18 protein-coding genes, 1 pseudogene and 1 other annotated feature are annotated in these 21,911 nt (G+C 36.1%); of the genes and pseudogenes, 18 read left to right on the top strand and 1 reads right to left on the bottom strand.

The window, feature by feature from the left end; translation table 11 throughout:
* Window positions 1-58: 58 nt before the first annotated feature.
* From rplA to ABDZ53_RS06040, 7 genes are all read left to right on the top strand, one after another.
* Complete coding sequence (gene rplA / locus ABDZ53_RS06070) at window positions 59-754, top strand: 50S ribosomal protein L1 (protein ID WP_343754712.1); 696 nt, start codon at window positions 59-61, stop codon at window positions 752-754.
* 117 nt (window positions 755-871) lie between these two features.
* Window positions 872-999: a sequence feature (ribosomal protein L10 leader region), on the top strand.
* A gap of 36 nt (window positions 1,000-1,035) precedes the next feature.
* A complete protein-coding gene (gene rplJ / locus ABDZ53_RS06065; RefSeq protein ID WP_343754711.1) occupies window positions 1,036-1,545 on the top strand; it encodes a 50S ribosomal protein L10 in 510 nt (169 codons plus the stop codon).
* A gap of 89 nt (window positions 1,546-1,634) precedes the next feature.
* On the top strand, window positions 1,635-2,000 hold the full coding sequence (rplL, locus tag ABDZ53_RS06060) for a 50S ribosomal protein L7/L12 (RefSeq protein ID WP_343754710.1): 366 nt from the start codon (window positions 1,635-1,637) through the stop codon (window positions 1,998-2,000).
* A 278-nt stretch (window positions 2,001-2,278) separates the two neighbouring features.
* Complete coding sequence (locus ABDZ53_RS06055; protein ID WP_343754709.1) at window positions 2,279-3,472, top strand: FtsW/RodA/SpoVE family cell cycle protein; 1,194 nt, start codon at window positions 2,279-2,281, stop codon at window positions 3,470-3,472.
* A 60-nt stretch (window positions 3,473-3,532) separates the two neighbouring features.
* Window positions 3,533-4,726, top strand: a complete 1,194-nt coding sequence (locus ABDZ53_RS06050; protein WP_343754708.1) for an FtsW/RodA/SpoVE family cell cycle protein — start codon at window positions 3,533-3,535, stop codon at window positions 4,724-4,726.
* Window positions 4,727-4,759: 33 nt separating this feature from the next.
* Window positions 4,760-5,920 carry an FtsW/RodA/SpoVE family cell cycle protein gene (locus ABDZ53_RS06045; RefSeq protein ID WP_343754707.1) on the top strand — a complete coding sequence of 387 codons (1,161 nt, stop codon included), beginning with the start codon at window positions 4,760-4,762 and terminating at the stop codon, window positions 5,918-5,920.
* Between the two features lie 15 nt (window positions 5,921-5,935).
* Window positions 5,936-6,430, top strand: a complete 495-nt coding sequence (locus tag ABDZ53_RS06040; protein WP_343754706.1) for an LURP-one-related/scramblase family protein — start codon at window positions 5,936-5,938, stop codon at window positions 6,428-6,430.
* A 163-nt stretch (window positions 6,431-6,593) separates the two neighbouring features.
* On the opposite strand, the gene upp is transcribed toward ABDZ53_RS06040, so the two are convergent.
* Window positions 6,594-7,214 carry a uracil phosphoribosyltransferase gene (upp, locus tag ABDZ53_RS06035; protein WP_343754754.1) on the bottom strand — a complete coding sequence of 207 codons (621 nt, stop codon included), beginning with the start codon at window positions 7,212-7,214 and terminating at the stop codon, window positions 6,594-6,596.
* 100 nt (window positions 7,215-7,314) lie between these two features.
* On the opposite strand from upp, the gene ABDZ53_RS06030 reads away from it, so the two are divergent.
* The 11 genes and pseudogenes from ABDZ53_RS06030 to tnpA all read left to right on the top strand — a co-directional run.
* Window positions 7,315-8,958 (top strand): PucR family transcriptional regulator, encoded by a 1,644-nt coding sequence (locus tag ABDZ53_RS06030; RefSeq protein ID WP_343754705.1) that lies wholly within the window; start codon window positions 7,315-7,317, stop codon window positions 8,956-8,958.
* A 215-nt stretch (window positions 8,959-9,173) separates the two neighbouring features.
* Window positions 9,174-10,712, top strand: a complete 1,539-nt coding sequence (locus ABDZ53_RS06025; protein ID WP_343754703.1) for a hypothetical protein — start codon at window positions 9,174-9,176, stop codon at window positions 10,710-10,712.
* Window positions 10,699-11,361, top strand: a complete 663-nt coding sequence (locus ABDZ53_RS06020) for a cysteine hydrolase family protein (protein WP_343754701.1) — start codon at window positions 10,699-10,701, stop codon at window positions 11,359-11,361. Before ABDZ53_RS06025 ends, ABDZ53_RS06020 begins: the two co-directional genes overlap by 14 nt.
* Before the next feature lie 27 nt (window positions 11,362-11,388).
* Complete coding sequence (locus tag ABDZ53_RS06015) at window positions 11,389-12,927, top strand: hypothetical protein (RefSeq protein ID WP_343754699.1); 1,539 nt, start codon at window positions 11,389-11,391, stop codon at window positions 12,925-12,927.
* A 12-nt stretch (window positions 12,928-12,939) separates the two neighbouring features.
* Complete coding sequence (locus ABDZ53_RS06010) at window positions 12,940-13,842, top strand: oxamate carbamoyltransferase subunit AllH family protein (protein ID WP_343754697.1); 903 nt, start codon at window positions 12,940-12,942, stop codon at window positions 13,840-13,842.
* The gene (gene fdrA, locus ABDZ53_RS06005; RefSeq protein ID WP_343754696.1) at window positions 13,842-15,395 is read left to right on the top strand and encodes an acyl-CoA synthetase FdrA; all 1,554 of its coding nucleotides are present in this window, start codon (window positions 13,842-13,844) and stop codon (window positions 15,393-15,395) included. The genes ABDZ53_RS06010 and fdrA overlap by 1 nt, the downstream gene beginning before the upstream one ends.
* A complete protein-coding gene (locus tag ABDZ53_RS06000; RefSeq protein WP_343754695.1) occupies window positions 15,396-16,826 on the top strand; it encodes a YlbE family protein in 1,431 nt (476 codons plus the stop codon).
* Window positions 16,819-17,754, top strand: coding sequence for a carbamate kinase (gene arcC / locus ABDZ53_RS05995; protein WP_343754693.1), 936 nt, complete (start codon window positions 16,819-16,821; stop codon window positions 17,752-17,754). Before ABDZ53_RS06000 ends, arcC begins: the two co-directional genes overlap by 8 nt.
* 216 nt (window positions 17,755-17,970) lie before the next feature.
* Window positions 17,971-19,290: pseudogene (locus tag ABDZ53_RS05990) on the top strand (IS1380 family transposase).
* A 703-nt stretch (window positions 19,291-19,993) separates the two neighbouring features.
* Entirely contained in the window at window positions 19,994-21,343 is a 1,350-nt protein-coding gene (locus ABDZ53_RS05985; protein ID WP_343754691.1) for a uracil-xanthine permease family protein, read from the top strand.
* A gap of 189 nt (window positions 21,344-21,532) precedes the next feature.
* On the top strand, window positions 21,533-21,911 hold a 379-nt coding region (gene tnpA / locus ABDZ53_RS05980; RefSeq protein WP_343754689.1), incomplete at its 3' end, for an IS200/IS605 family transposase.

Genomic DNA, 21,911 nt, shown 5'->3' with positions numbered 1-21,911 from the left:
AATGCGGAGATCAAGTGGGAGGTTAAACCGTTAATACCACAATAAGGAGGAAATAATTATGGCGAAAAAAAGCAAAAAATATTTAGCTGCTCTTGAAAAAGTAGACAGACATAAAAATTATGATGCGACTGAAGCTTTAGAATTAGTTAAAGAATTAGATTACGCTAACTTTGACGCTACTATTGAAGTAGCTTACAGATTAAGTGTAGATCCTAAGCAAGCAGACCAACAAATCCGTGGAGCAACTGTTTTACCACATGGTACAGGGAAAACTCAGACGGTTATCGTATTTGCTAAAGGCGATGCGGCTAAAGCTGCTGAAGAAGCCGGAGCAGATTTCGTTGGAGACAGCGAACTTGTAGAAAAAGTACAAGGCGGATGGTTAGAGTTTGACGTAGTTGTAGCTGCACCAGACATGATGGCTGAAGTCGGTAAATTAGGAAGAATCTTAGGACCTAAAGGTCTTATGCCAAATCCTAAAACCGGAACAGTAACTCCTGATGTTGCCAAAGCTGTTAATGATATCAAAGCTGGACAAGTGACTTACCGTGTAGATCGTCAATCAAACGTACACGTTCCAATTGGAAAAGTATCATTTGATCTTGAGAAACTACAAGAAAACTTGGCTGCTATTCACGATATTATTGTGAAAGCTAAACCTGCTAGTGCAAAAGGCACATATATTAAAAATATGGCAGTGGCAAGCACATTCGGACCTGGAGTTAAAATTGACACAGGTACAGTAATTAAATAATTAATTTTTAACTATTTTCTTGACCTGCGTAGGATAGCTTGCTATACTTATGCAGGTTAAGGAAATAACTTAATTGAATATGCATTGATGAATGAAAGTAACAAAGACTGTCAAAAGTATTTGTTACTGGATATACCGAAGACAGTATGTGGCGAAAGCCTTAATATCATACCGAGGATACATGTGAGAGTAATCAAACACAATCCCTCTATGTCTACGGTGACATGGGGTTTTTTTATATTTAAAATCCTCATTTCAATCGATCAGGAGGTGAAACATCAATGAGCAAAGCAAATGTCATTGCAAGAAAAGAAGAAATAGTCAATGATATTACTAAGAAATTTCAAGATGCACAAGCTGTTGTCGTTGTAGACTACCGTGGTTTAACCGTTGAAGAAGTGACAGAATTACGTAAACAATTACGTGATGCTGGAATCGAAATGCGCGTGTTAAAAAACACTATGTTACGTCGTGCGGCAGTTGCTGCTGGACTTGAAGGCATGGATGATGTCTTTAGAGGACCTACAGCTGTAGCTTTCAGTAACGAAGAAGTCGTCGCTCCAGCAAAAATTATTGCTGAATTTGCGAAAGACGCTGAAGCACTTGAAATCAAAGGTGGCGTATTAGAAGGTAAAGTAGCAAGCGTTGAAGATATCAACAAAATTGCTAAACTACCAAGCCGCGAAGGACTACTTTCTATGCTATTATCTGTACTTCAAGCACCCGTTCGAAATACAGCATTGGCAATCAAAGCAGTTGCAGAGAAAAAAGAGGAAGAAGAAGCGGCATAAAGCCTCGTCTTCACTTCACTTATTTAATAACACACGAATCGCTTCTTAAAGAAGCAACTAAAACTTAAATTATATGGAGGAAAACAAAAATGGCATTAGATATTGAAAAAATCATTGCTGATTTAAAAGAGTCTACAATCGTTGAATTAAACGACTTAGTATCAGCTATTGAAGAAGAATTTGGCGTTGAAGCAGCAGCACCAGTTGCAGCAGCAGGTGGAGCAGCAGCAGCTGAAGAAGCACAAACAGAATTCACTGTAGAATTAACTAGCGCAGGATCTGCTAAAATTAAAGTTATCAAAGCAGTTCGTGAAGCAACTGGTCTTGGCTTGAAAGAAGCTAAAGCATTAGTTGACGGTGCACCAGCAGCAGTTAAAGAAAATGTTTCTAAAGAAGAAGCAGACGAATTAGCAGCTAAATTAGAAGAAGCTGGAGCTTCAGTAGAAGTTAAATAAGGTTCATACCTGAATTTAATATACCCTTTGCCGAGAAGTTCGTTCTTTGAAGCAAAGGGTTTTTTCTATACATAAATCCGTTGTTTAAATGGAACATAAACGAATGAAAGACCCTTTTTATAAAGGGGACCCCTATTTAAAAGTTTTGTGTCATTTTCTAGATATTGTATGAAAGAGACAGCAAATCTGATAGAATGTGATGATGAACAGGTATATTTACTTAGATGTAACTGTTTGGAGGAAGTCCCCTATTTGAGAGATGAGAAAGGAAAAACAGAATGAACGAAGAAAAATACCCGCAACGAATTGATTACGGTATTATATTGTCTATCATGCTCCTCGCGATAATCAGTATCGTGGCAATCTATTCTACGACAGTATTAATTCAAGGAGATCCAGTCTCCATGACCATTCGTCAAGTGATGTGGTATGGACTAGGTGCTATGGCTGTCTTTATCATCATGCAGTTTGAATCGGAACAGCTGTGGAAAATGACACCTTATTTATACGTATTAGGCATTATCCTGCTTATCCTGACGCTTTTATTTTATGACAGACCTTTAGCTTTAAGAACTGGAGGCAAAAGCTGGATTAGATTGGGTCCGCTCGGAACTATCCAACCTTCAGAAATCGTTAAAATTCCATTTATTTTAATATTAGCAAAAGTCGTAACGAAACATAACAGTCAATATGAATACAGAGATTATCAAAGTGATTTTATTTTAATTGGAAAGTTAGCTTTCTTTTCACTTATTCCCCTCATTTTGGTCTTAATGCAAAATGATTTGGGAACAGCCCTTGTTTATATTGCTATCGTAGTAGGAGTTGTCTTGCTTTCTGGAATAAAATGGCAAATCCTGCTTCCTATCAGTTTAACTATATTTTTCGTTGGGGCAGGTTTAATCTTATTAGTTGTTTATCGAAGAGATGTGTTGTTACAAACAGGTTTTTTTCAGCCTTATCAGTTTGCCCGTATCGATACCTGGTTAAATCCACATACAGGGTCAAGTGATGCTAGCTATCAAATTACTCAAACCTTTAAAGCTATTGGTACAGGCGGATTATTCGGAAAAGGATTAGGGGTCAGTGAAGTATACGTCCCAGTAAGGGAATCCGACATGATTTTTGCAACCATTGGGGAGAATTTTGGCTTTGCAGGAGGAGCCTTTTTAATATTTGTTTATTTTGTATTGGTTTATCATATGATTAAGGTAGTTTATGACACCAAAAATGAGTTCTATGCTTATATAGCAACAGGAGTCATTATGATGATTGTGTTTCACGTTTTAGAGAATATCGGCATGAATATCGGCTTACTGCCTATAACGGGTATTCCGTTACCCTTTGTATCTCAAGGGGGATCTTCATTATTAGGAAACATGATGGGCATAGGCTTAATCATGTCCATGCGTTTTCATCATAAATCTTACTTTTTCTCTGGTGAAGGAAAAGATTTCTATCCTGGATCGTAACGGCTTAAACCGCTCATCTATTTGAACCCGACTAAGCTAAACCTTAGAGAGGAAGAGTTTATGAACAAAGAGAAATACCCACAAAGAATTGATTATGGCATTATTTTATCTGTAATGCTGCTAGCTATCATAAGTATCGTTTCTTTATATGCTACAACGGTTCTAATTCAAAATGATGGAGTTGGAATCGTCTTGCGTCAAATTGTATGGTACGGGATGGGAGCTATTGCCGTATTCGTTATTATGCAATTTGACTCCGAGCAACTTTGGAAAATGACCACTTATTTGTATATTATAGGAATCTTGATTTTACTTGTGACCTTAATTTTTTATGATAGGAACATGGCTGCACGTACAGGAGGAAGGCGCTGGGTAAGGTTAGGGCCTCTTGGGACCATACAGCCTTCTGAGTTTGTTAAACTACCTTATATTTTGATGCTTTCTAAGGTTGTGACTAGACACAACAGTGCCCATGTTGCTAAAACGTACCAGACTGATTTTCTATTGTTAGCCAAAATATCTATATTAGCTTTGCTACCTATTATATTAGTCTTTATGCAAAATGACCTGGGTACGACGCTAGTTTATGCGGCGATTGCAATGGGTATCATCGTTCTTTCAGGAATAAAATGGCAGATACTTCTCCCTATATTTTTAACTATTGCACTAGTTGGCTTTACCTTACTTTATTTAGTTGTTTACAATAGAGAGATATTATTAAACACTGGTATTCTTAGACCGCACCAAATTTCACGCATTGACACTTGGCTGAACCCTCATAACGTTACCAGTGACGAATCTTACCAAATTGTTCAAACTTTCAAGGCCATTGGCTCAGGTGGATTATTTGGAAAAGGATTGGGAGTCAGTGAAGTGTATGTGCCAGTGAGAGAATCTGATATGATTTTCGCAACCATTGGCGAAAACTTTGGATTTGCTGGGGGAGCCTTTTTAATTTTTATTTATTTTGTATTGGTTTATCACATGATTAAAGTTGTTTATGACACCAGAAATGAATTTTATGCTTATATAGCAACAGGCGTCATTATGATGATTGTGTTTCATGTTTTAGAGAATATCGGTATGACAATCGGATTATTACCGATGACAGGTATTCCCTTGCCTTTTATATCTCAAGGGGGTTCTTCTTTATTGGGAAACATGATGGGGATAGGCTTGATTATGTCCATGCGTTTTAATCATAAATCATACTTCTTTTCAGGAGAAGGAGAAGAATTTCATCCGGGATCTTAATTATAAGAGAGTGTGCAAGAAAGGATTGGCAATATGATACGTGAAAGAATAAAATATATAGATAAATGGATTGTACCTCCTTATCTTGCTTTAACACTTTTTAGCATCATAATGGTGTACAGCGCGAGTAGCTACAGTGCCTTACATGACTATGGTAACCCCCACTACTACTTGCCCAGACAAGCGGTATTTGTAGGGCTGGGTTACATTAGCTTTATTATTGGCTGGTTTTTTCCATTTCAGATTTTAAGGAAAAAGGGGGTAGTCATGGCAGGGATTGCGATTACGACCTTTTCCTTGTTACTCCTTCTTATTTACGGTCGTGAAATATACGGAGCGAGGAGGTGGATTGAGACCCCATTCTTTAATATTCAGCCAGCTGAGATAGCTAAAGTCATGATTATTTGGTACTTAGCTTATATTTTGTCCAGAAGACAAAAGAAAATTAATGAAGATTTCTTTAAAGCTATCGTTGCTCCTATTATACTTGTAGCTTTTATCGTTTTCTTTATCTATATTCAGCCAGATACGGGCTCGTCTTTTATTATTGTCATTGTAGGAACGCTTATGATTTTTGCTAGTGGTATATCTCCAAAGTTGGCAGTTATATCAGGGATATCTGGTATCTCTCTTTTACTAGCCGTTTCTCAACTCATTAGACACTACGGTACACGGTTGTTCTTCTTAAATGAATACCGATATAATCGGTTTTTAGGATTTTGGGATCCCTTCACTTTAGCTGAAGGTTCCGGACTTCAACTTGTTAACTCCTATTATGCCCTGGGACGAGGTGGCTTGTTCGGCGTAGGTTTTGGAAACAGTGTTCAAAAGACTGGGTACCTTCCTTTTCCCTACACGGACTTTATTGTTTCGATAATAGGAGAAGAATTCGGTTTAATTGGTATCATGCTATTGCTTATTATGGCCACCTTGCTTATTTCACGTATGTTTTTAACAGCTGTTCGCTCGAATCGCCCATTTGACTCTTTACTTTGTATTGGTATTGCCTCGTTATTTCTGATACAGTCCCTCATCAATCTAGGAGGGGTGGTGGGCCTTATGCCTATTACCGGTGTTACTTTCCCTTTTATCAGTTATGGTGGTACAAGTTTAATTGTTTTATCCGGGACTCTTGGTTTAATAGCCAATGTGTCTGCCCGAGTCAATTATAATAAAGCTCTAAAACAAACGTAAGAAAGGAAAGATAGGATGAAACGACTATTTATCAAACAGCAAGTCTTTTCTTTTCGTGATCGTTTCTTTGTTAAAGATGAAACAGAAGCGGATGTCTATTATGTTGAAGGGGAAGTGCTGACACTCGGCAAAAAATTACGAGTCTATGATAAGGCCGATCAGGAAGTACTTTATATCGAACAGAAGTTATGGCGATTTCTTCCTGAATTTGATTTATATGCTAAAGATAATCATGTTGCGACAGTCAAAAAAGAATTTACTTTTTTGAAAAATAACTACCAGATTCTAGGGAAGAATTGGTTTATTGACGGTTCGGTGACAGCTCATGAGTATGTGATACGAGACAATGAAAGTAAAGTCATTGCAGATATTAGCAAAAAGTGGTTTTCCTGGGGAGACTCCTATGAAATCATTATTTATAATGATGAACAAGTCGATGTATTGCTTGGAATAGTGATTGCTATTGACTGTGTCATTTCTCAAGCAAGAGCGGGTAACAGTTCATCGTAATCAAAGAAGAGAAGTTCTTATTATTAAATCAGTTGTTAAGAGATTTTTTGTAAGAAATATATTATTTTAATTTACCTTTATTATTCAACTAAAAGCAGCAAGATCAGTGGGCTAGTGATCTTGCTGCTTTATGGATATTTTTTAATTAGTGTTAATAATAGTTTTATTTAGTTCCAAAAAGTCTGTCTCCAGCGTCACCAAAGCCTGGAGTGATGTAGCTCTTATCATTTAAACCAGGATCTACAGCAGCTGTGTAAATGGGAACATCAGAATGTTTTTCATGAAGATTTGTAAGCCCTTCTGGAGAAGCTATCAGACAAATAAAACTTATTTTTTTAGCATTATTTTTTTTTAGCATATCAATAGCTGCTATTGAAGTGCCCCCTGTTGCTAACATGGGGTCGACAATGTATACTTCTCGATTTTCTATTTCATCCGGCAACTTAGAATAATATTCTACTGCTTCCAGTGTTAAAGGGTCTCTATAAAGCCCCACATGTCCAACTTTCGCAGTTGGTACCATTTTTAAAATTCCATTAACCATACCTAAACCGGCACGCATTAATGGAACTATAACAATATCTTTACCACTTAAGATAAATGATTTGCTCATAGTGATAGGCGTTTCAATTTTAACTTCTTTTAATGGTAGCGATTTGGTTATTTCGTAGGCCATTAAAGATGAAACTTCTTCGACAAGTTCTCTGAAATCTTTTGATCCGGTCTCTTTTTTGCGTAGATGTGTAACTTTATGTTGTAGTAAAGGATGGCTAAGTATAAACAAATTTTCAGTCAATATAATCTTCCTTTCTTTTCACTAATTATTTATGCTACAGTAAAATGAACAAATGCTCAAGTGAAATTTTAATAAATGAGGTTATAATATGAAAGTCAAATTGAGTGAAATATTGAAATTAGATTCTTTCCATGATGTAAAAGTAGTAGCCGGAAGGGAAGGGCTATTCAATGCAGTTGAAAATGTTTATGTTATGGAAGTCCCTGATATTGTATCTTATATAGATAAAGAAGGATTATTATTTACTACTCTTTTCCCAATCGCAGACGACCAATATGCTATGGAAAATTTCATTCCAAATTTAAGTAATAATAAACTATCAGGGGTAGCTATTAAATTAGGAAGATATGTTGAGAAAATACCGGAATTTATGATTGAACAGGCAGACCGACTTTCTTTTCCTATATTAACTTTGCCTTCTTCCGCTAATTTCTCTCTTCTATCAAATGATATATTAACGAGATTAATAGGAAGTAAAACGAAAGAGTTAGAATTTAGAGAGAGCATATCAAATAAATTACATAACCTTCTACTAAGCGGAGCTGATATAAAAGATCTAGTATCTTATGTAGCTTTAATAACTAACATTGATATAATAGTTATTAGTGATCAATTGAAGGTTATTGAAACTACTCTGGAGAAAGATTCAGAATTATTTGAAATTTCTGAAAAGCAAATCATTGATTTTGATATTAAGAATATAATTAATATTGATAATAAAGAACCGATAATAATAAATGATAAAATAAATTCAAAAAAAGATTTAAATATTCAAACAATTATAGCTGGAAATAAAGTTATGGGTTATTTAATACTCATAAAAAATGATGCTAAAAGAATCCCTTTTTTAAATGTAGTAATAGAGCAAGCAAGTATTTTATTAGCTTTTTTATTGCGAAATCGCGAATCATTAATACAGAAAGAAAGAAATTATTTAGACAATTTTATTCGTTCTATCCTTTATACTCAGTATTCATCTCAGACAGAGCTTATTCAAAAAGCAAAAGTATTTAAATGGGATATACACTTTCCGAATATAATTCTTTTAATTGATGTAAACCATGAAGATCAAAATACAAAGTTAAATAATTATTATAAAATTTTAGACTCAGAAATTATTACAGAAACTATCTCAAGTATTTGTGAAATACCGATTGAAAATTGTAAGACTGCAGTTTACAATAATAAGATTATCTGTTTTGTAAGTATTGCATTGATAAATGATATTACAGAGAAATTAAATAAGGCAAGTAATTTAATTATGAAGCACTTAAAAAGATTTGGTAATACGAGTATAGGTGTTTCCGGCAGAATTTATAGTATGTTAGAGATTCCCAAAGCATATGAGGAGTCAATATTAGTTCACGATATTTATAAGAAGGTATATAAAGGAATCGGATTTGTTGAATTTTATGATAGTTTAGGGATATTCAAATTATTTCATTTAATTAATAACAGAGAAGAGTTAGAATCGTACGTAGAGGAAAAACTTGGTGTTGTAATACAAAGCGATCGAACTAGTGGTATGGAATTAATAAAAACACTTCAGTGCTTAATTGAAAATAATATGAATATGAAAAAGAGTGCAGATGAATTATTTATTCATTATAATTCTCTAAGATATCGTGTAAATAAACTGAAAGAACTAGGTATTGAAATTAATGATGGAAATGAGTTGACCGAGGTTGCTATAGCATTACGGCTAATAAGTTATTTAAATTACCCGTTATAACAAATATATATGTCCTTTAAGAAATTTATATCAGGAAAAAAGCAATGAAATCTCTCGCGGAGATTTCATTGCTTTTTATTTATGGCAAAAACATACAAAATGAAAACGTTTTTTATGCAAATGATTGACAATGATTAAATGTATATTTGGTGATATTATTTAGTTAATCGCGATGAGGTCTTAAATCTGTTATATGAGAAGAGGAGAAGAATGTAGTGACTGCAAATAATAGATTTGTAAAAATTTGGCAACGGTCTGATATTGATGGTTTTTTTGGATTATTTACAAATAATTTAACTAACTTACTTGTGATGGCAGGGTTGTTGCTGACTGTTGGAATACCTGCCGAAATAGCGCTAGGAACAATTCTTCCTGCTGTAGGCTTGTCAATATTTGCTAGTAGTGTTATCTATTCAGTGATGGCTTACAGACTGGCATCCAAGGAAAGGAGGAACGATGTAACAGCACTTCCTTCAGGGACGAGCGTAACTCATATGTTCCTTATTGTCTACTTGATTATGGGTCCAGTATACCAGTCAACAGGAGATCCATACGCAGCTTGGTATGCCAGTTTAGCTTGGGGATTCATTGAAGGAATTATAGAGCTATTAGGAGCCTTTTTTGGCGGAGCATTAAGAAAAGTAATACCCCGAGCTGCAATGTTAGGTTCTTTAGCAGGAGCATCAATAACATTTATTGCAATGACACCTGCAATGCAAACTTTTGACATTCCTTACGTTGGGATTATATCACTTATTATTATTCTAATGGGTTGGTTTGGAAAAGTTAAGTTCCCACTTAATATACCTGTGGGGCTGGTAGCCATTCTCGTAGGGACGGCAATCGGATGGACAACTGGAATGATGAACTTTAGCTTGTTAATCTCATCTTTTAATTCAATTGAGTTATCTTTACCTAGTTTTTCAGTAAGTAGGATTATATCTGGTTTTTCTGAAGCCACTCCATTTTTAGCTTCCGCAATACCTCTAGGTATCTACAATGCTTTTGAAACAATTGACAATATTGAAAGTGCTGAAGCAGCAGGAGATCTCTATAGTACATTCTGGACAATGATTGCTGATGGAGCAACCAGTATACTGGCTAGTCTTTTTGGTAGTCCATTCCCTACTGCTGTATTTATTGGGCATCCTGGGTGGAAAGAAGCAGGTGCTCGTATTGGTTACACCTTGGCTACAGGAGCTGGACTATTAGCTATAACGTGGCTTGGTCTTATTTCTTTACTGCTCAACATCATTCCAATTCAAGCTATATTGCCGATCTTAGTTTATATTGGTCTAGTTATTGGGGCACAAGCTTTTCAAGAAACTAAAAGCAAATATGCACCTGCTGTTATTTTAGCTATTATTCCATGGTTAGCTGATTGGGGAAGAAATCTTATCGAAAACGCGCTTACAGCTGCAGGAACTGATTCTACTTCACTAGGATATGAGACCTTAAGAATCGCAGGAATTGAATTTAGCGGGATGGTAGTTATTGGATCTGGAGCCATTATTGTAGGCATGTTATGGTCTAGTTTATTGTGCTTCTTAATTGATAGAGAGTATGATAAAGCAGCATTTACATCTGTTCTTGGAGCGATATTTTCATTTTTTGGTCTGATACATGCTCCATTAGTTGGAATAAACGTGTCAGCCGAATTGACAATAAGTTACTTGGCAATAGTTATAATAATTTTGGTAATAAAATATTTAAATAAAAAACAAATTGGAGGAACAAATAATGACATCATATAAAGTAAACGCAAAACCATACGAATTTGAATTTAATAACGATTCAACAGCATTAATGATTATTGATATGCAGAGAGACTTTTTATATCCAGGGGGATTTGGGGAAAAACTAGGTAATGATGTTTCGGCCACTAACAAAATCATTCCTAATGTTCAACGTGTACTGGAAGAAGCAAGAGAAAAAGGTTTGTTAGTTATCCATACTAGAGAAGGGCATAGACCAGATCTTACTGACGTTCCAGTAAGCAAAGCTAAACGTGGTGGAGGTATTGGCGAAGTAGGACCCATGGGTAGAATCTTGGTAAGAGGTGAGTATGGTCATGATATTGTAGATGAATTGCAACCTAAAGAAAATGAAGTTGTTTTAGATAAGCCTGGAAAAGGAGCATTTTATCAAACTGATTTAGAATCTATTTTAAGAAATAGAAATATTAAAAATTTAATTGTAACAGGTGTAACGACTCATGTATGTGTTCAAACTACAATCAGAGAAGCAAATGACCGCGGATACGAATGTTTAATGCTTGAAGACTGCTGTGCTGCCTTTGATCCGAAAGATCACGAAGATTCTATTCGCATGATAAATCAGCAGGGTGGAATATTCGGGTGGACTGCACCGTCAGAAAACTTGTTAAGTGCTTGGTCTAAATAATAAATTATCAGCATAGGAGAGAACAAAATGGAAAAGAATCATCAAGGAACTCCTTGGTTTGTTAAAGGAGATATAAATGGTTTCTTCGGATTATTCAGTAACGTTTTAACTAACTTTTTAGCTGCGATTGGTTTACTTGCAGCTATTAATATGCCGGGAGATATCATTTACGGAAATATTGTACCGGGTGCTGCAGTATCTATTGGACTAGGTGGTATAATCTTTGCTATCCAGGCAAGAAAAGCATCATTAAAAAATGGAAATTCTAATGTCACTGCAATGCCGTATGGTCTGAGTGTTCCTCATTATTTTATCGTTACTTTTGGTGTAATGTTACCTGTTTACGCACAGACCCAAGACTGGTTGTTGGCATGGTCTACAGGGGTTGCTTGGAACTTAGTTCAAGGAATTATTATGACTCTTGGAGCAGTTGTTGGACCATTCATTCAGAAATATATACCAAGAAGTGCTTTGTTAGGTTCTTTGGCTGGTCTAGCACTGACTTATATCGCTATGAATCCAATGGGAGAAATATACAGTGCACCTTATATTGGGCTTTTGACTCTAGTAATAGTGTTAGGTGGTTGGATTGCCCACAAAAAATTACCTGGTAATATTCCAGCTGGTCTTCTAGCTATTATCATTGGGATGCTTTTAGCGTGGGGCACAGGATATATGGATGTAGAAGCGGTTCAGCAAGCAGCTAGTGGATTTTCAATTTCACTTCCATCATTTGCTTTTTCACAATTATTTCAAGGATTTGCTTATTTGTCACCATTCCTTGCAGCAGCTATTCCTTTGGCAATCTATGACTTCTTAGAAAGTCTAGACAATATTGAAAGTGCTGAAGTAGCTGGAGATAAATTCCCAACAGCATTATCTTTACTAGTTCCTGGTTTACTCACTATTTTCGGTTCTTTTTTAGGAAGTGTTTACCCAACTATTATTTATATTGGTCACCCTGGATGGAAAGCAACAGGAGCAAGAGTTGGCTATTCTTTAGCTACTGGAGTAGGAGTTCTGTTACTGGCTTTCATCGGCTTAATGCCCCTTGTAATGGCAATTATTCCTCTAGTCGCTTTGTTACCAATTTTAGTTTATATTTCAATGTCAATTGGGACACAAGCATTCTCTACTGCTAAGACTAAACATATACCTGCAATGATCTTGGGATTAATGCCATTTATAGCGAGTTTTGTTATATTACAGGTTGATAACGCTTTGACTGCAGCCGGAACAAGTGCTTCAGAAGTGGGATTAAATATTTTACAAGATAACGGTGTGTATTATGGCGGGTGGAGCACATTGGGAGCTTCAGATATCTTAGTATCAATGATGTTAATTACAATTATAATTTACCTGATTGATCGAAAATTTAAACTTGCAGCAATTTATGCTTTGATTACAGCTGCTCTTTCATACTTTGGATTTATTCACGCAGGAGAAATAGGTTTAGGAACAGGATTAAGTGCCGCGCTTGGTTATTTAACAATGGCTGTAGGTCTGCTTGCTTTCCATTTTTACCGACATCCTGACGAAAAAGAAGAACTGGAAGATACTCAATAGGTAGGTGGAACAATGAGGATAGCAATTAATCATATGGATAAAAGATTGAAAAAAACTCTAGCAGAGTCTACAACTGTGAATCTAACAGGGGAAATTATTAGTATATTCGATAAAGTTATCAATATTGAGTTGGTTTATCCGTCGTGTTTAGTTGCTATTGCTATTGATAGTGTCATCTCCTCACCTTATATGATGAAAACAAAAGAACATAAAGGCTTTAGTGATTTGAATAAAAAAATAAATATCGGGGATTCGGTTTGTTTTAATGAAAATAACTCAGCAACCATTGATATATTCACTCTTGATTATTCTTATGCCGATACTTGGGATAGTTCAATTAATATAACTCCATCAGACAAAAATATGATCAGAAACAAGTATAATCATTTAAAAAATTATTTGTCTGATTTCGGTAAAACGGGTGGGATACTTACTGCCTTCTTGATGATTGAAGAAGATAACTACCAGATTACTCCAAGAATATACGACAGTTATTTCAAGCTATTGTTGGATCAACTTGAACAAAAAATGACTTTTGATAACTTACAACAGTTTATAGGGCTGGGAGTAGGCTTAACGCCTTCTGGTGACGATTTTATCACAGGCCTCCTTTCAGTTTTATATTGTTATGCAAAAAATCAATCAAAGGTTGGCGAATTATTCCACTCATTAAAGAAATTCAACTTCCGAAATAAGACAACACACGTCGGTTACTATATGATTTCAAATGTTTTAACTGGCGAAATCAACACAGTTTTAAGAGATTATATAATATTGGAAATAGATAATAAAAGAAGGAATGAGAAACTTATTGATTCAATACTAAATATTGGGTCAACTTCTGGCACAGATATGTTAGTTGGAGTTTGTTTTGGATTGAAGTATTTAATTAAAGAAAAGAAGGGGAGAACGTAGTGGAAACAAAAGTATTAATAGAAAAGAATGCTTATCATGATTCAGTAACTTTAATGTCCCTCTCAGGTAAAGTCCTACAACAAGAGGGAGTCATTGATGCAGTTGTATCAATGGCTACTCAAATGAATAAAGAACTATTAGCAAATATTGGAATGATGACAGATGAAGCTCAATCCGCCTCAGAGAATGATCTAATTATAGCCATAAAAACAAAGAATGAAGACACACTTAACTCTATTATTGATTACGTTGATGGGGAATTAAATTCTAAAAAGTCATCATCTAATAAAAAAGGTAATGAATCAGTAAAAACACTAGCAGGGGCATTAAATACTTTGCCGGATGCAAATCTAGCAGTTATATCAGTTCCTGGAGAATTTGCAGCCCGAGAAGCAAGACAAGCACTCAACAGAGATTTAAATGTGATGTTGTTTAGTGACAACGTTTCGATTGAAGATGAAAGAGAACTAAAAGAGTTAGGCGCTAAAAAGAATCTTCTTGTCATGGGTCCAGATTGTGGTACAGCGATGATTAACCAAATAGGATTATGTTTCTCAAATGAAGTCGAGCAAGGCGGTATCGGTTTAGTTGCTGCTTCTGGTACAGGTTTACAGGAAGTTGCTGTTCAAATCGATCGAATGGGCTACGGAATTACTCAGGCAATTGGTACAGGCGGAAGAGACTTACATGAGAAAATCGGTGGTATTATGATGTTAGAAGGACTAAAACTACTTGATAGAGATGATAATACTAAGGTTATTACATTAATATCAAAGCCACCTGCAAAGATTGTTCAAGATAAGATTTTAGAAAAGGTTAAAGAAATATCAAAGCCAGTAGTTATATGCTTCCTGGATGGAGATAAAGAAACTGTTGAACAATCTGGAGCCTCATTTGCATCTACTCTAATAGAAGGGGCACGTCAGTCTATACTAGCTTTTGATAAGAATGCAACATTTAATACTAAATTGAGCGAAGATAATAAAGAATGGATCAAACAGGAAAATAACAAGTTAGTTGAATCTCAAAAATTTGTTAAGGGATTATTCTGTGGAGGAACGTTGACTGCAGAAGCTTTATCAATTTTACGTGAAGACTTGAATGATGTTAAAAGTAATGTCGCTAAACGTCAAGAAGAGAAATTAAGTGACAGTTCTCTAAGTGAGAGTCACATTTTATTGGATATGGGTGATGACGAATTTACAAAAGGAAAACCGCATCCGATGATTGAACCGAATTTAAGAAATGAACGTATCTTAATAGAAGCTGAAAATCCAAATACCGCTGTATTATTATTAGATTTCGAAATTGGATACGGTGCTCACGAAAATCCCGTTGGCGAATCACTAGATACTTTGATTAAGGCTAAAAGCATTGCAGAAAATAACGATCGTTATCTTCCGATTGTAGCTTATGTATGCGGCACCTCTAAAGACAAGCAAGGACTAAAAGAACAAGAAGACAAGTTGAGAGATATTGGGGTGTTTATAGCAGATAGTAACGAAATGGCTAGTAAAGTAGCAGGTTTAATTGTGAAAAAGGAGGTCAATTAAGTGAGTGAAAATAGAGGACTAATAGGCTCAGAGTTACGAGTTATCAATATCGGAACCCCTAAGTTTAAAGAAGATTTGGACTTGCAAAATGTTGAGTCAGTACAGTTTGATTGGAGACCTCCAGCTGGAGGAAATGTAAAGCTTCTTGAGGCACTTGACTATTTGCAGGAGAGAGAAAAAATTGATGAAGCAAACCAAAACGTAATTAAAATTATTAAAGATGCTCATCCATTCTTAGTTGATATAGAACCAGCCATTAATGCAATTCCTGGCATGCATAAAAAATTAATTTTACATTCAGGACCACCTGTTAAATGGGAAAAAATGGCAGGACCAGTAAAAGGGGCTATAATAGGGGCTTTAATATACGAAGGTTTAGCTACTGATCAGAAAGAAGCTGAAAAATTAGCTGAATCTGGAGAAATTGAATTTTCTCCTACGCACCATTACGATGCAGTAGGACCTATGGCTGGTGTCATATCTCCTTCAATGCCAGTACATGTTGTAGAAAACAGAACACACGGAAACAAAGCATTTTGTACTGTAAATGAAGGGTTAGGAAAAGTGTTGCGATTTGGAGCTAACTCTGAAGAAGTCATCAACAGACTAAAATGGATTGAGGAGACATATGCTCCTGCGCTTAAAAATGCTTTAGCATTAACAGATGGAATTGATTTAAAATCTATTACATCGCAGGCTCTTCATATGGGCGATGAATGTCATAATAGAAATAAAGCATCTACTAGTTTATTCTATCGTGAAATTATAGATTACTTCCTTCAAACTGATTTAAGCAAAGAAAATTTAAGAGATGTGACTGGATTTATTAGAGATAATGAACACTATTTCTTGAATCTTTCGATGCCTGCTAGTAAATCATCTTTAGATGCTGCTCATGGCGTAAAGTATTCTACAGTTGTGACAGTAATGGCAAGGAATGGTTTTGAATTTGGTATTCAAGTGAGTGGTTTAGAAAAAAATAAATGGTTTACTGCACCAGCTAATCTTGTGAAAGGCATGTTTTTCCCAGGCTATAACGAAGAAGACGCTGCACTAGATCTTGGGGATAGTACCATAACAGAAACAATGGGAATTGGTGGTTTTGCAATGGGAGCTTCACCAGCTATAGTACAATTCGTGGGTGGAGAAGTACAAGATGCCATTGAATACAGTGAGCAAATGTATGAAATAACAGTTGGAGAAAATAGTAATTACTCTATACCAACGTTAAACTTCCGAGGAGGAGCATATGGTATAGATATTAGAAAAGTAATTGAGACAAATATACTTCCGGTAATTAATACTGGAATGGCTCATAAGAAAGCTGGTATTGGCCAAATCGGAGCAGGTATTGTGCATCCGCCAGTTGAGTGTTTTGAAAAAGCAATAACTACATTTGTTGATATTTACAAGGAGGAAGCAGATGAGTAAAATTCTTATTGCTCTAGGCGGTAACGCACTAGGAAATGATGCAGAAGAACAAAAAGATTTAGCGAAAAATGCTGCTGCTGCTATTGCGGACATGATCGAGCAAGGCCATGAAGTCACAATATCTCACGGGAATGGTCCTCAGGTAGGAGCTATCAATTTAGCTTTTAAAGAATATGCGAAATCTAAAGGTGAAGAAATATACAGCATGCCATTTCCTGAAAGTGGAGCGATGAGCCAAGGGTATATTGGGTATCATTTGCAAAATGCAATAAAAACTGAACTCTTAGATAGAGGAATTAATAAGTCTGTTGTTTCATTGATAACACAGGTTGTTGTTGATAAAAATGATAATGCATTCAAAAATCCGACAAAACCAATTGGGCCATTTTATTCAAAAGAAGATGCAAAAAAGCTATCAAAAGCATCTGGGGATCATTATATTGAAGATTCCGGCAGAGGGTATAGAAAAGTTATTCCTTCACCAGAACCTCTTCAAGTAGTGGAATCCAGTATAATGAGAGAACTAATAGAGAAAGAACATGTTATCATTGGTGCAGGAGGAGGAGGCATTCCTGTTATTCAAGAAGGAAATAAATTAATCGGTGTTGAAGCGGTAATAGATAAGGACAAAGCGAGTGAGAAACTAGCTGAAGAACTTGACGTGGACTTTTTCTTTATTCTCACAGCTGTAGAAAGAGTTGCAATAAACTTTGGCAAACCTAACCAAAAGGAATTAAAAAACTTGAGTGTAGAAGAGGCATTAAACTACATTGAAGAAGGTCACTTTCCTGAAGGAAGTATGCTGCCTAAAGTCGAAGCTGCTACAAAATTTGTTGAGTCTAAACCTGGAAGAAAAGCAATAATCTCTTCTCTTGAAAAAGCAAAAGAAGCAGTCTTAGGAAAAACAGGTACAGTAATATATAGTTAATACCTGTTTTATAATTTCAAGCTTTTTAGGCATTAGAAATTATTTAAAAACATTAGACGTACCTGAATAATTCATACTTTTAATTAAAACCATGTGAAACTGCCTCACGGCAGCTTACAATTACTTTTTCATCTTCACCCGTTAAGTGATGAAAAAAGAACCCCTTTCTGCTATGGTTAAAGTGACTAAACCAACCAAAAGAAAGGAGTTCTTCTAATGACTAGCTTACACAAAAACCAAGTAAAATTCAATTCAAATATCACTATTTCTCATACAGGTGGTCAATTATCGAGTGATTCGGGTCTCGTCCTAGTGAAAGAGCTGATGAACACCTTCGGTTTTTCTGAACTGGCTAAGCAACACATTCAAATTGAAGACGAACGAGCGTATTTTACTCATGACAACTTATCCATACTTGAGCAGTTCATTATGCAATTAATTGCTGGTTACCCAGCTGATTCTGCAGCTAATCTCCTGAGACAAGATCCCGTCTTTAAAGCTGTTTTAGATAGGAAAGAACTCGCTTCTCAATCTTCTCTTTCTCGATTTTTAGATCGACTATCTGAGGGGAATATCCATGAACTTCAAGCTTTTAACCAAGAACTTATTGATAAAGCACGCCTCATCCGTAATGATACGGAATTAATCATTGATTTAGATTCGACCCATTCAGATACATTTGGTCACCAAGAACAAACGGATTATAATACCCACTACCAAACCTATGGTTACCATCCATTGGTAGCTTTTGACGGATTGACTGGTGACTTCTTAAAAGCTGAACTACGTTCAGGGAATCAATATACGTCTAAAGGTGTAAAGGAGTTTCTCACACCTTTATTAGAGCACTATAATCACTCTCTACCAAACACTGAGATCTTGGTTCGTGGAGACAGCGGGTTCGCTACACCTGGTGTGTATGATTCGTGTGAATTAAAAAAGAGTCATTATGTTATTCGACTGAAGAATAATCGTAGACTAGGACAAATAGCTGAAAAATCAGTGCTTTATGGCGATGATCAAAAATGGGAAGAACGAGAAATTCAGTACTTTTCAACGACTTATCAAGCACAATCCTGGTCACAAAGTCGTCGTGTGTGTATACGCTCAACACGTGAAGCGGGTGAACTACTCTTTCGACATGAGTTTATCGTGACGAATCTATCAGAAAATATTTCTCCTGATACCATCTTTTCTCTCTATGCCAAACGTGGCACAATGGAGAACTTCATTAAAGAAGCGAAAGCTGGCTTTTACTTTGACAAGACAGACAGTCCTCGCTTTTTGGAGAATCATGTCTGAATGATGCTCAGCTTGATAGCTTACAAATTAGTCAACTTCTTAAGAACTATTGGCTTTGAAGAAGCCCAAAAGGGAATGACCATTCATTCTATTCGATTGAAGTTTCTGAAAGTTGCTGGGAAATTAGTCCAAACGGGTAGACGAGTCTATCTCAAATTATCTAGTTATCATATTTATCAGAATGAATTCTACAGGGTCTTTGCTCGCCTGAGGCGAGCCAGTCAATGGATCTGATCCAACAATCCAACTAATTTTTTTACTGGGAAGTTATCCAGGGAGAAGTATGCTCAAAATGCCTTACTTCCAAAATTTATTCCGCAATATTTTTGAATAGTGAATGTCTGGAGTAACTTTTTAGTCAAAATCAGGCGAAAGGGATATTAGTGATTCATATTTCAATAAATGTACCAAAAAATTAGAGCTATGAATTATTCAGGGACGTATTATCGATTTAAAATTAAATATTAGAGAGAAATACTGAGAATTTAATAGGGTACTTCCAAGTAGTTGAAATGGAGAGGTAGACATATATTTGTCTGTCTCTCTTTTTATATGTGCATTTTAAATTATGAGAGCTTAATTCCTAATACTAATTATAATTAGTTAATTAAGAAAAATACATAATCAAGAGGCTATGAGATATAAAATTAATTTACTTTAGTTGTAAAAATTATTGAGAAAGAAAGCTTGATATATTTCTAAACAACTGGTACACTGTTTTCAGCAAAGCTCCTTTAATTCTATCCAGAGAGGTAGAAAAGGATGGGAAAATTTTATATAGTTAATAGTCTGTCTTGCAGTCTGCCTTCATATTCTGATGGGAAAAGAAAGCAGGATAGATCAGTCTGTTAACGTCCATCTTATCTAAAGGTCCTTATGCTAAACGTATAATGGGCATTTTTTTATGCCAAAAATTAGAAAAGAGAGGACGATAGTTATGGCAGTACAACAACGACCGTTAATTTTAGATGTAGAGGATAGACCAGCCCCGATAAAAGGCTTGTTTCTCAGTCTACAGCATGTCTTCGCCATGTTTGGAGCAACCATACTTGTACCCATATTGCTGGGTCTACCGGTATCAGTCGCATTACTTGCAAGTGGGATTGGGACGCTTATCTATCAAGTGGCAACGAAAGCGAAAGTACCTGTTTATCTAGGCTCTTCCTTTGCCTATATTGCAGGAATGCAAATTGCGATAGAACAGATGGGCGGAGACATCAGTGCAGCCCAGACAGGTGTGATTTTAGTAGGGTTAACCTATGTCATAATAGCTGGAGTTGTTCGAATGATAGGAACAGCATGGATTGATAAAATCTTACCACCTATTGTCATTGGTCCCATGATTATGGTTATCGGTTTAGGATTAGCAGCGAACGCGGTTCAAAACGCCGGATTCGTTATGGATTCGGACTGGAGAATCATTGTCGTAGCCATTGCTACATTCCTGATTACAGCTTTTGTCAATACACAAGCAAAAGGTTTTTTTAAAATCATTCCATTCCTAACCGGAATTGTTGGAGGATATCTCTTAGCCCTCATACTAGGAATCGTTGACTTTACGCCAGTTCTGGAAGCGAATTGGTTCGCTCTACCAGAATTGTACTTGCCATTTGAAACGAATACGTTCGAATCATATTCGCTCTACTTTGGACCAGAGACATGGGCTCTGTTGCCTATCGTGTTAGTAACAGTCGCTGAACACATCGGAGACCACTCTGTCTTAGGAAAAATTGTAGATAGAGAATTCTTGAAAGAACCTGGTTTAAAACGCACGTTAGTCGGAGACGGTTTAGCCACAGCTGTATCAGCCTTTATTGGGGGACCGGCCAACACCACTTATGGAGAGAATACGGGAGTTATCGGAATGACTCGTATCGCATCCGTATCCGTTATTCGTAACGCAGCTCTTATCGCTATCGGATTGAGTTTTATGGGTAAATTCACCGCCTTAATTTCAACCATACCAAATGCTGTCCTTGGTGGCATGTCTATCTTGCTGTATGGGGTGATTGCAAGCAACGGATTGAAAGTGATGATTGAAGACAAAGTGGATTTCAATCAGTCAAGAAACTTAATTATTGCCAGTTCCATGCTCGTCATCGGCTTAGGTGGAGCAGTCATCGACCTTGTTGGTATCGTCACTTTATCTGGAACAGCCTTAAGTGCCATCACAGGTATTCTACTGCACCAGTTATTGCCTAAAGAAGAAGCAGAGTATGATGCAGTATACGAAAGTGAAAAATCAGAAACTAAAAAGAAATTAAAAAAGCCAGCAACTGAAAGCTAAAATACACTACAAACTAATCCCTTCTATCTGACAAAATGATAGAAGGGATTTTTTATGGTCTTTGAAAACCCTCGGCTATGCCGGGGGTTCCGGAAAGCTTCCAGCGTGGGGTCAAAAAAAGCCTCACTTCATGATAAGATAAAGTTGGTTTCCCGACCACTTATTCTCATCAAGAAGGAGGCATGTCCCATGAAGGACAAGAATAGTTTAGCACATACACAGTGGAGATGTAAGTATCATATTGTCTTTGCCCCAAAGTACAGAAGACAAATTATATACGGTAAATACAAACAAAGTATTGGAAAAATTATCCGAGAGCTTTGTGAGAGAAAAGGAGTGGAGATACATGAAGCTAACGCATGTAAAAATCATATTCATATGTTAGTCAGTATCCCACCCAAATTAAGTGTCTCTCAATTTATGGGGTACTTAAAAGGAAAAAGTAGATTAATGATTTTCGATCGTCATGCGAATCTAAAGTATCGATATGGTAATCGAAAATTCTGGTGTCGTGGCTTTTTCGTGGACACTGTCGGTCGAAATAAAAAGCAAATACAAGAATACATTC

The sequence above is a fragment of the Alkalibacterium iburiense genome, from assembly GCF_039521845.1.
GTDB lineage: Bacteria > Bacillota > Bacilli > Lactobacillales > Carnobacteriaceae_A > Alkalibacterium > Alkalibacterium iburiense.
The sequence above is the reverse complement of the archived record's forward strand: the minus strand, read 5'-3'. Positions and strand labels throughout refer to the sequence as shown.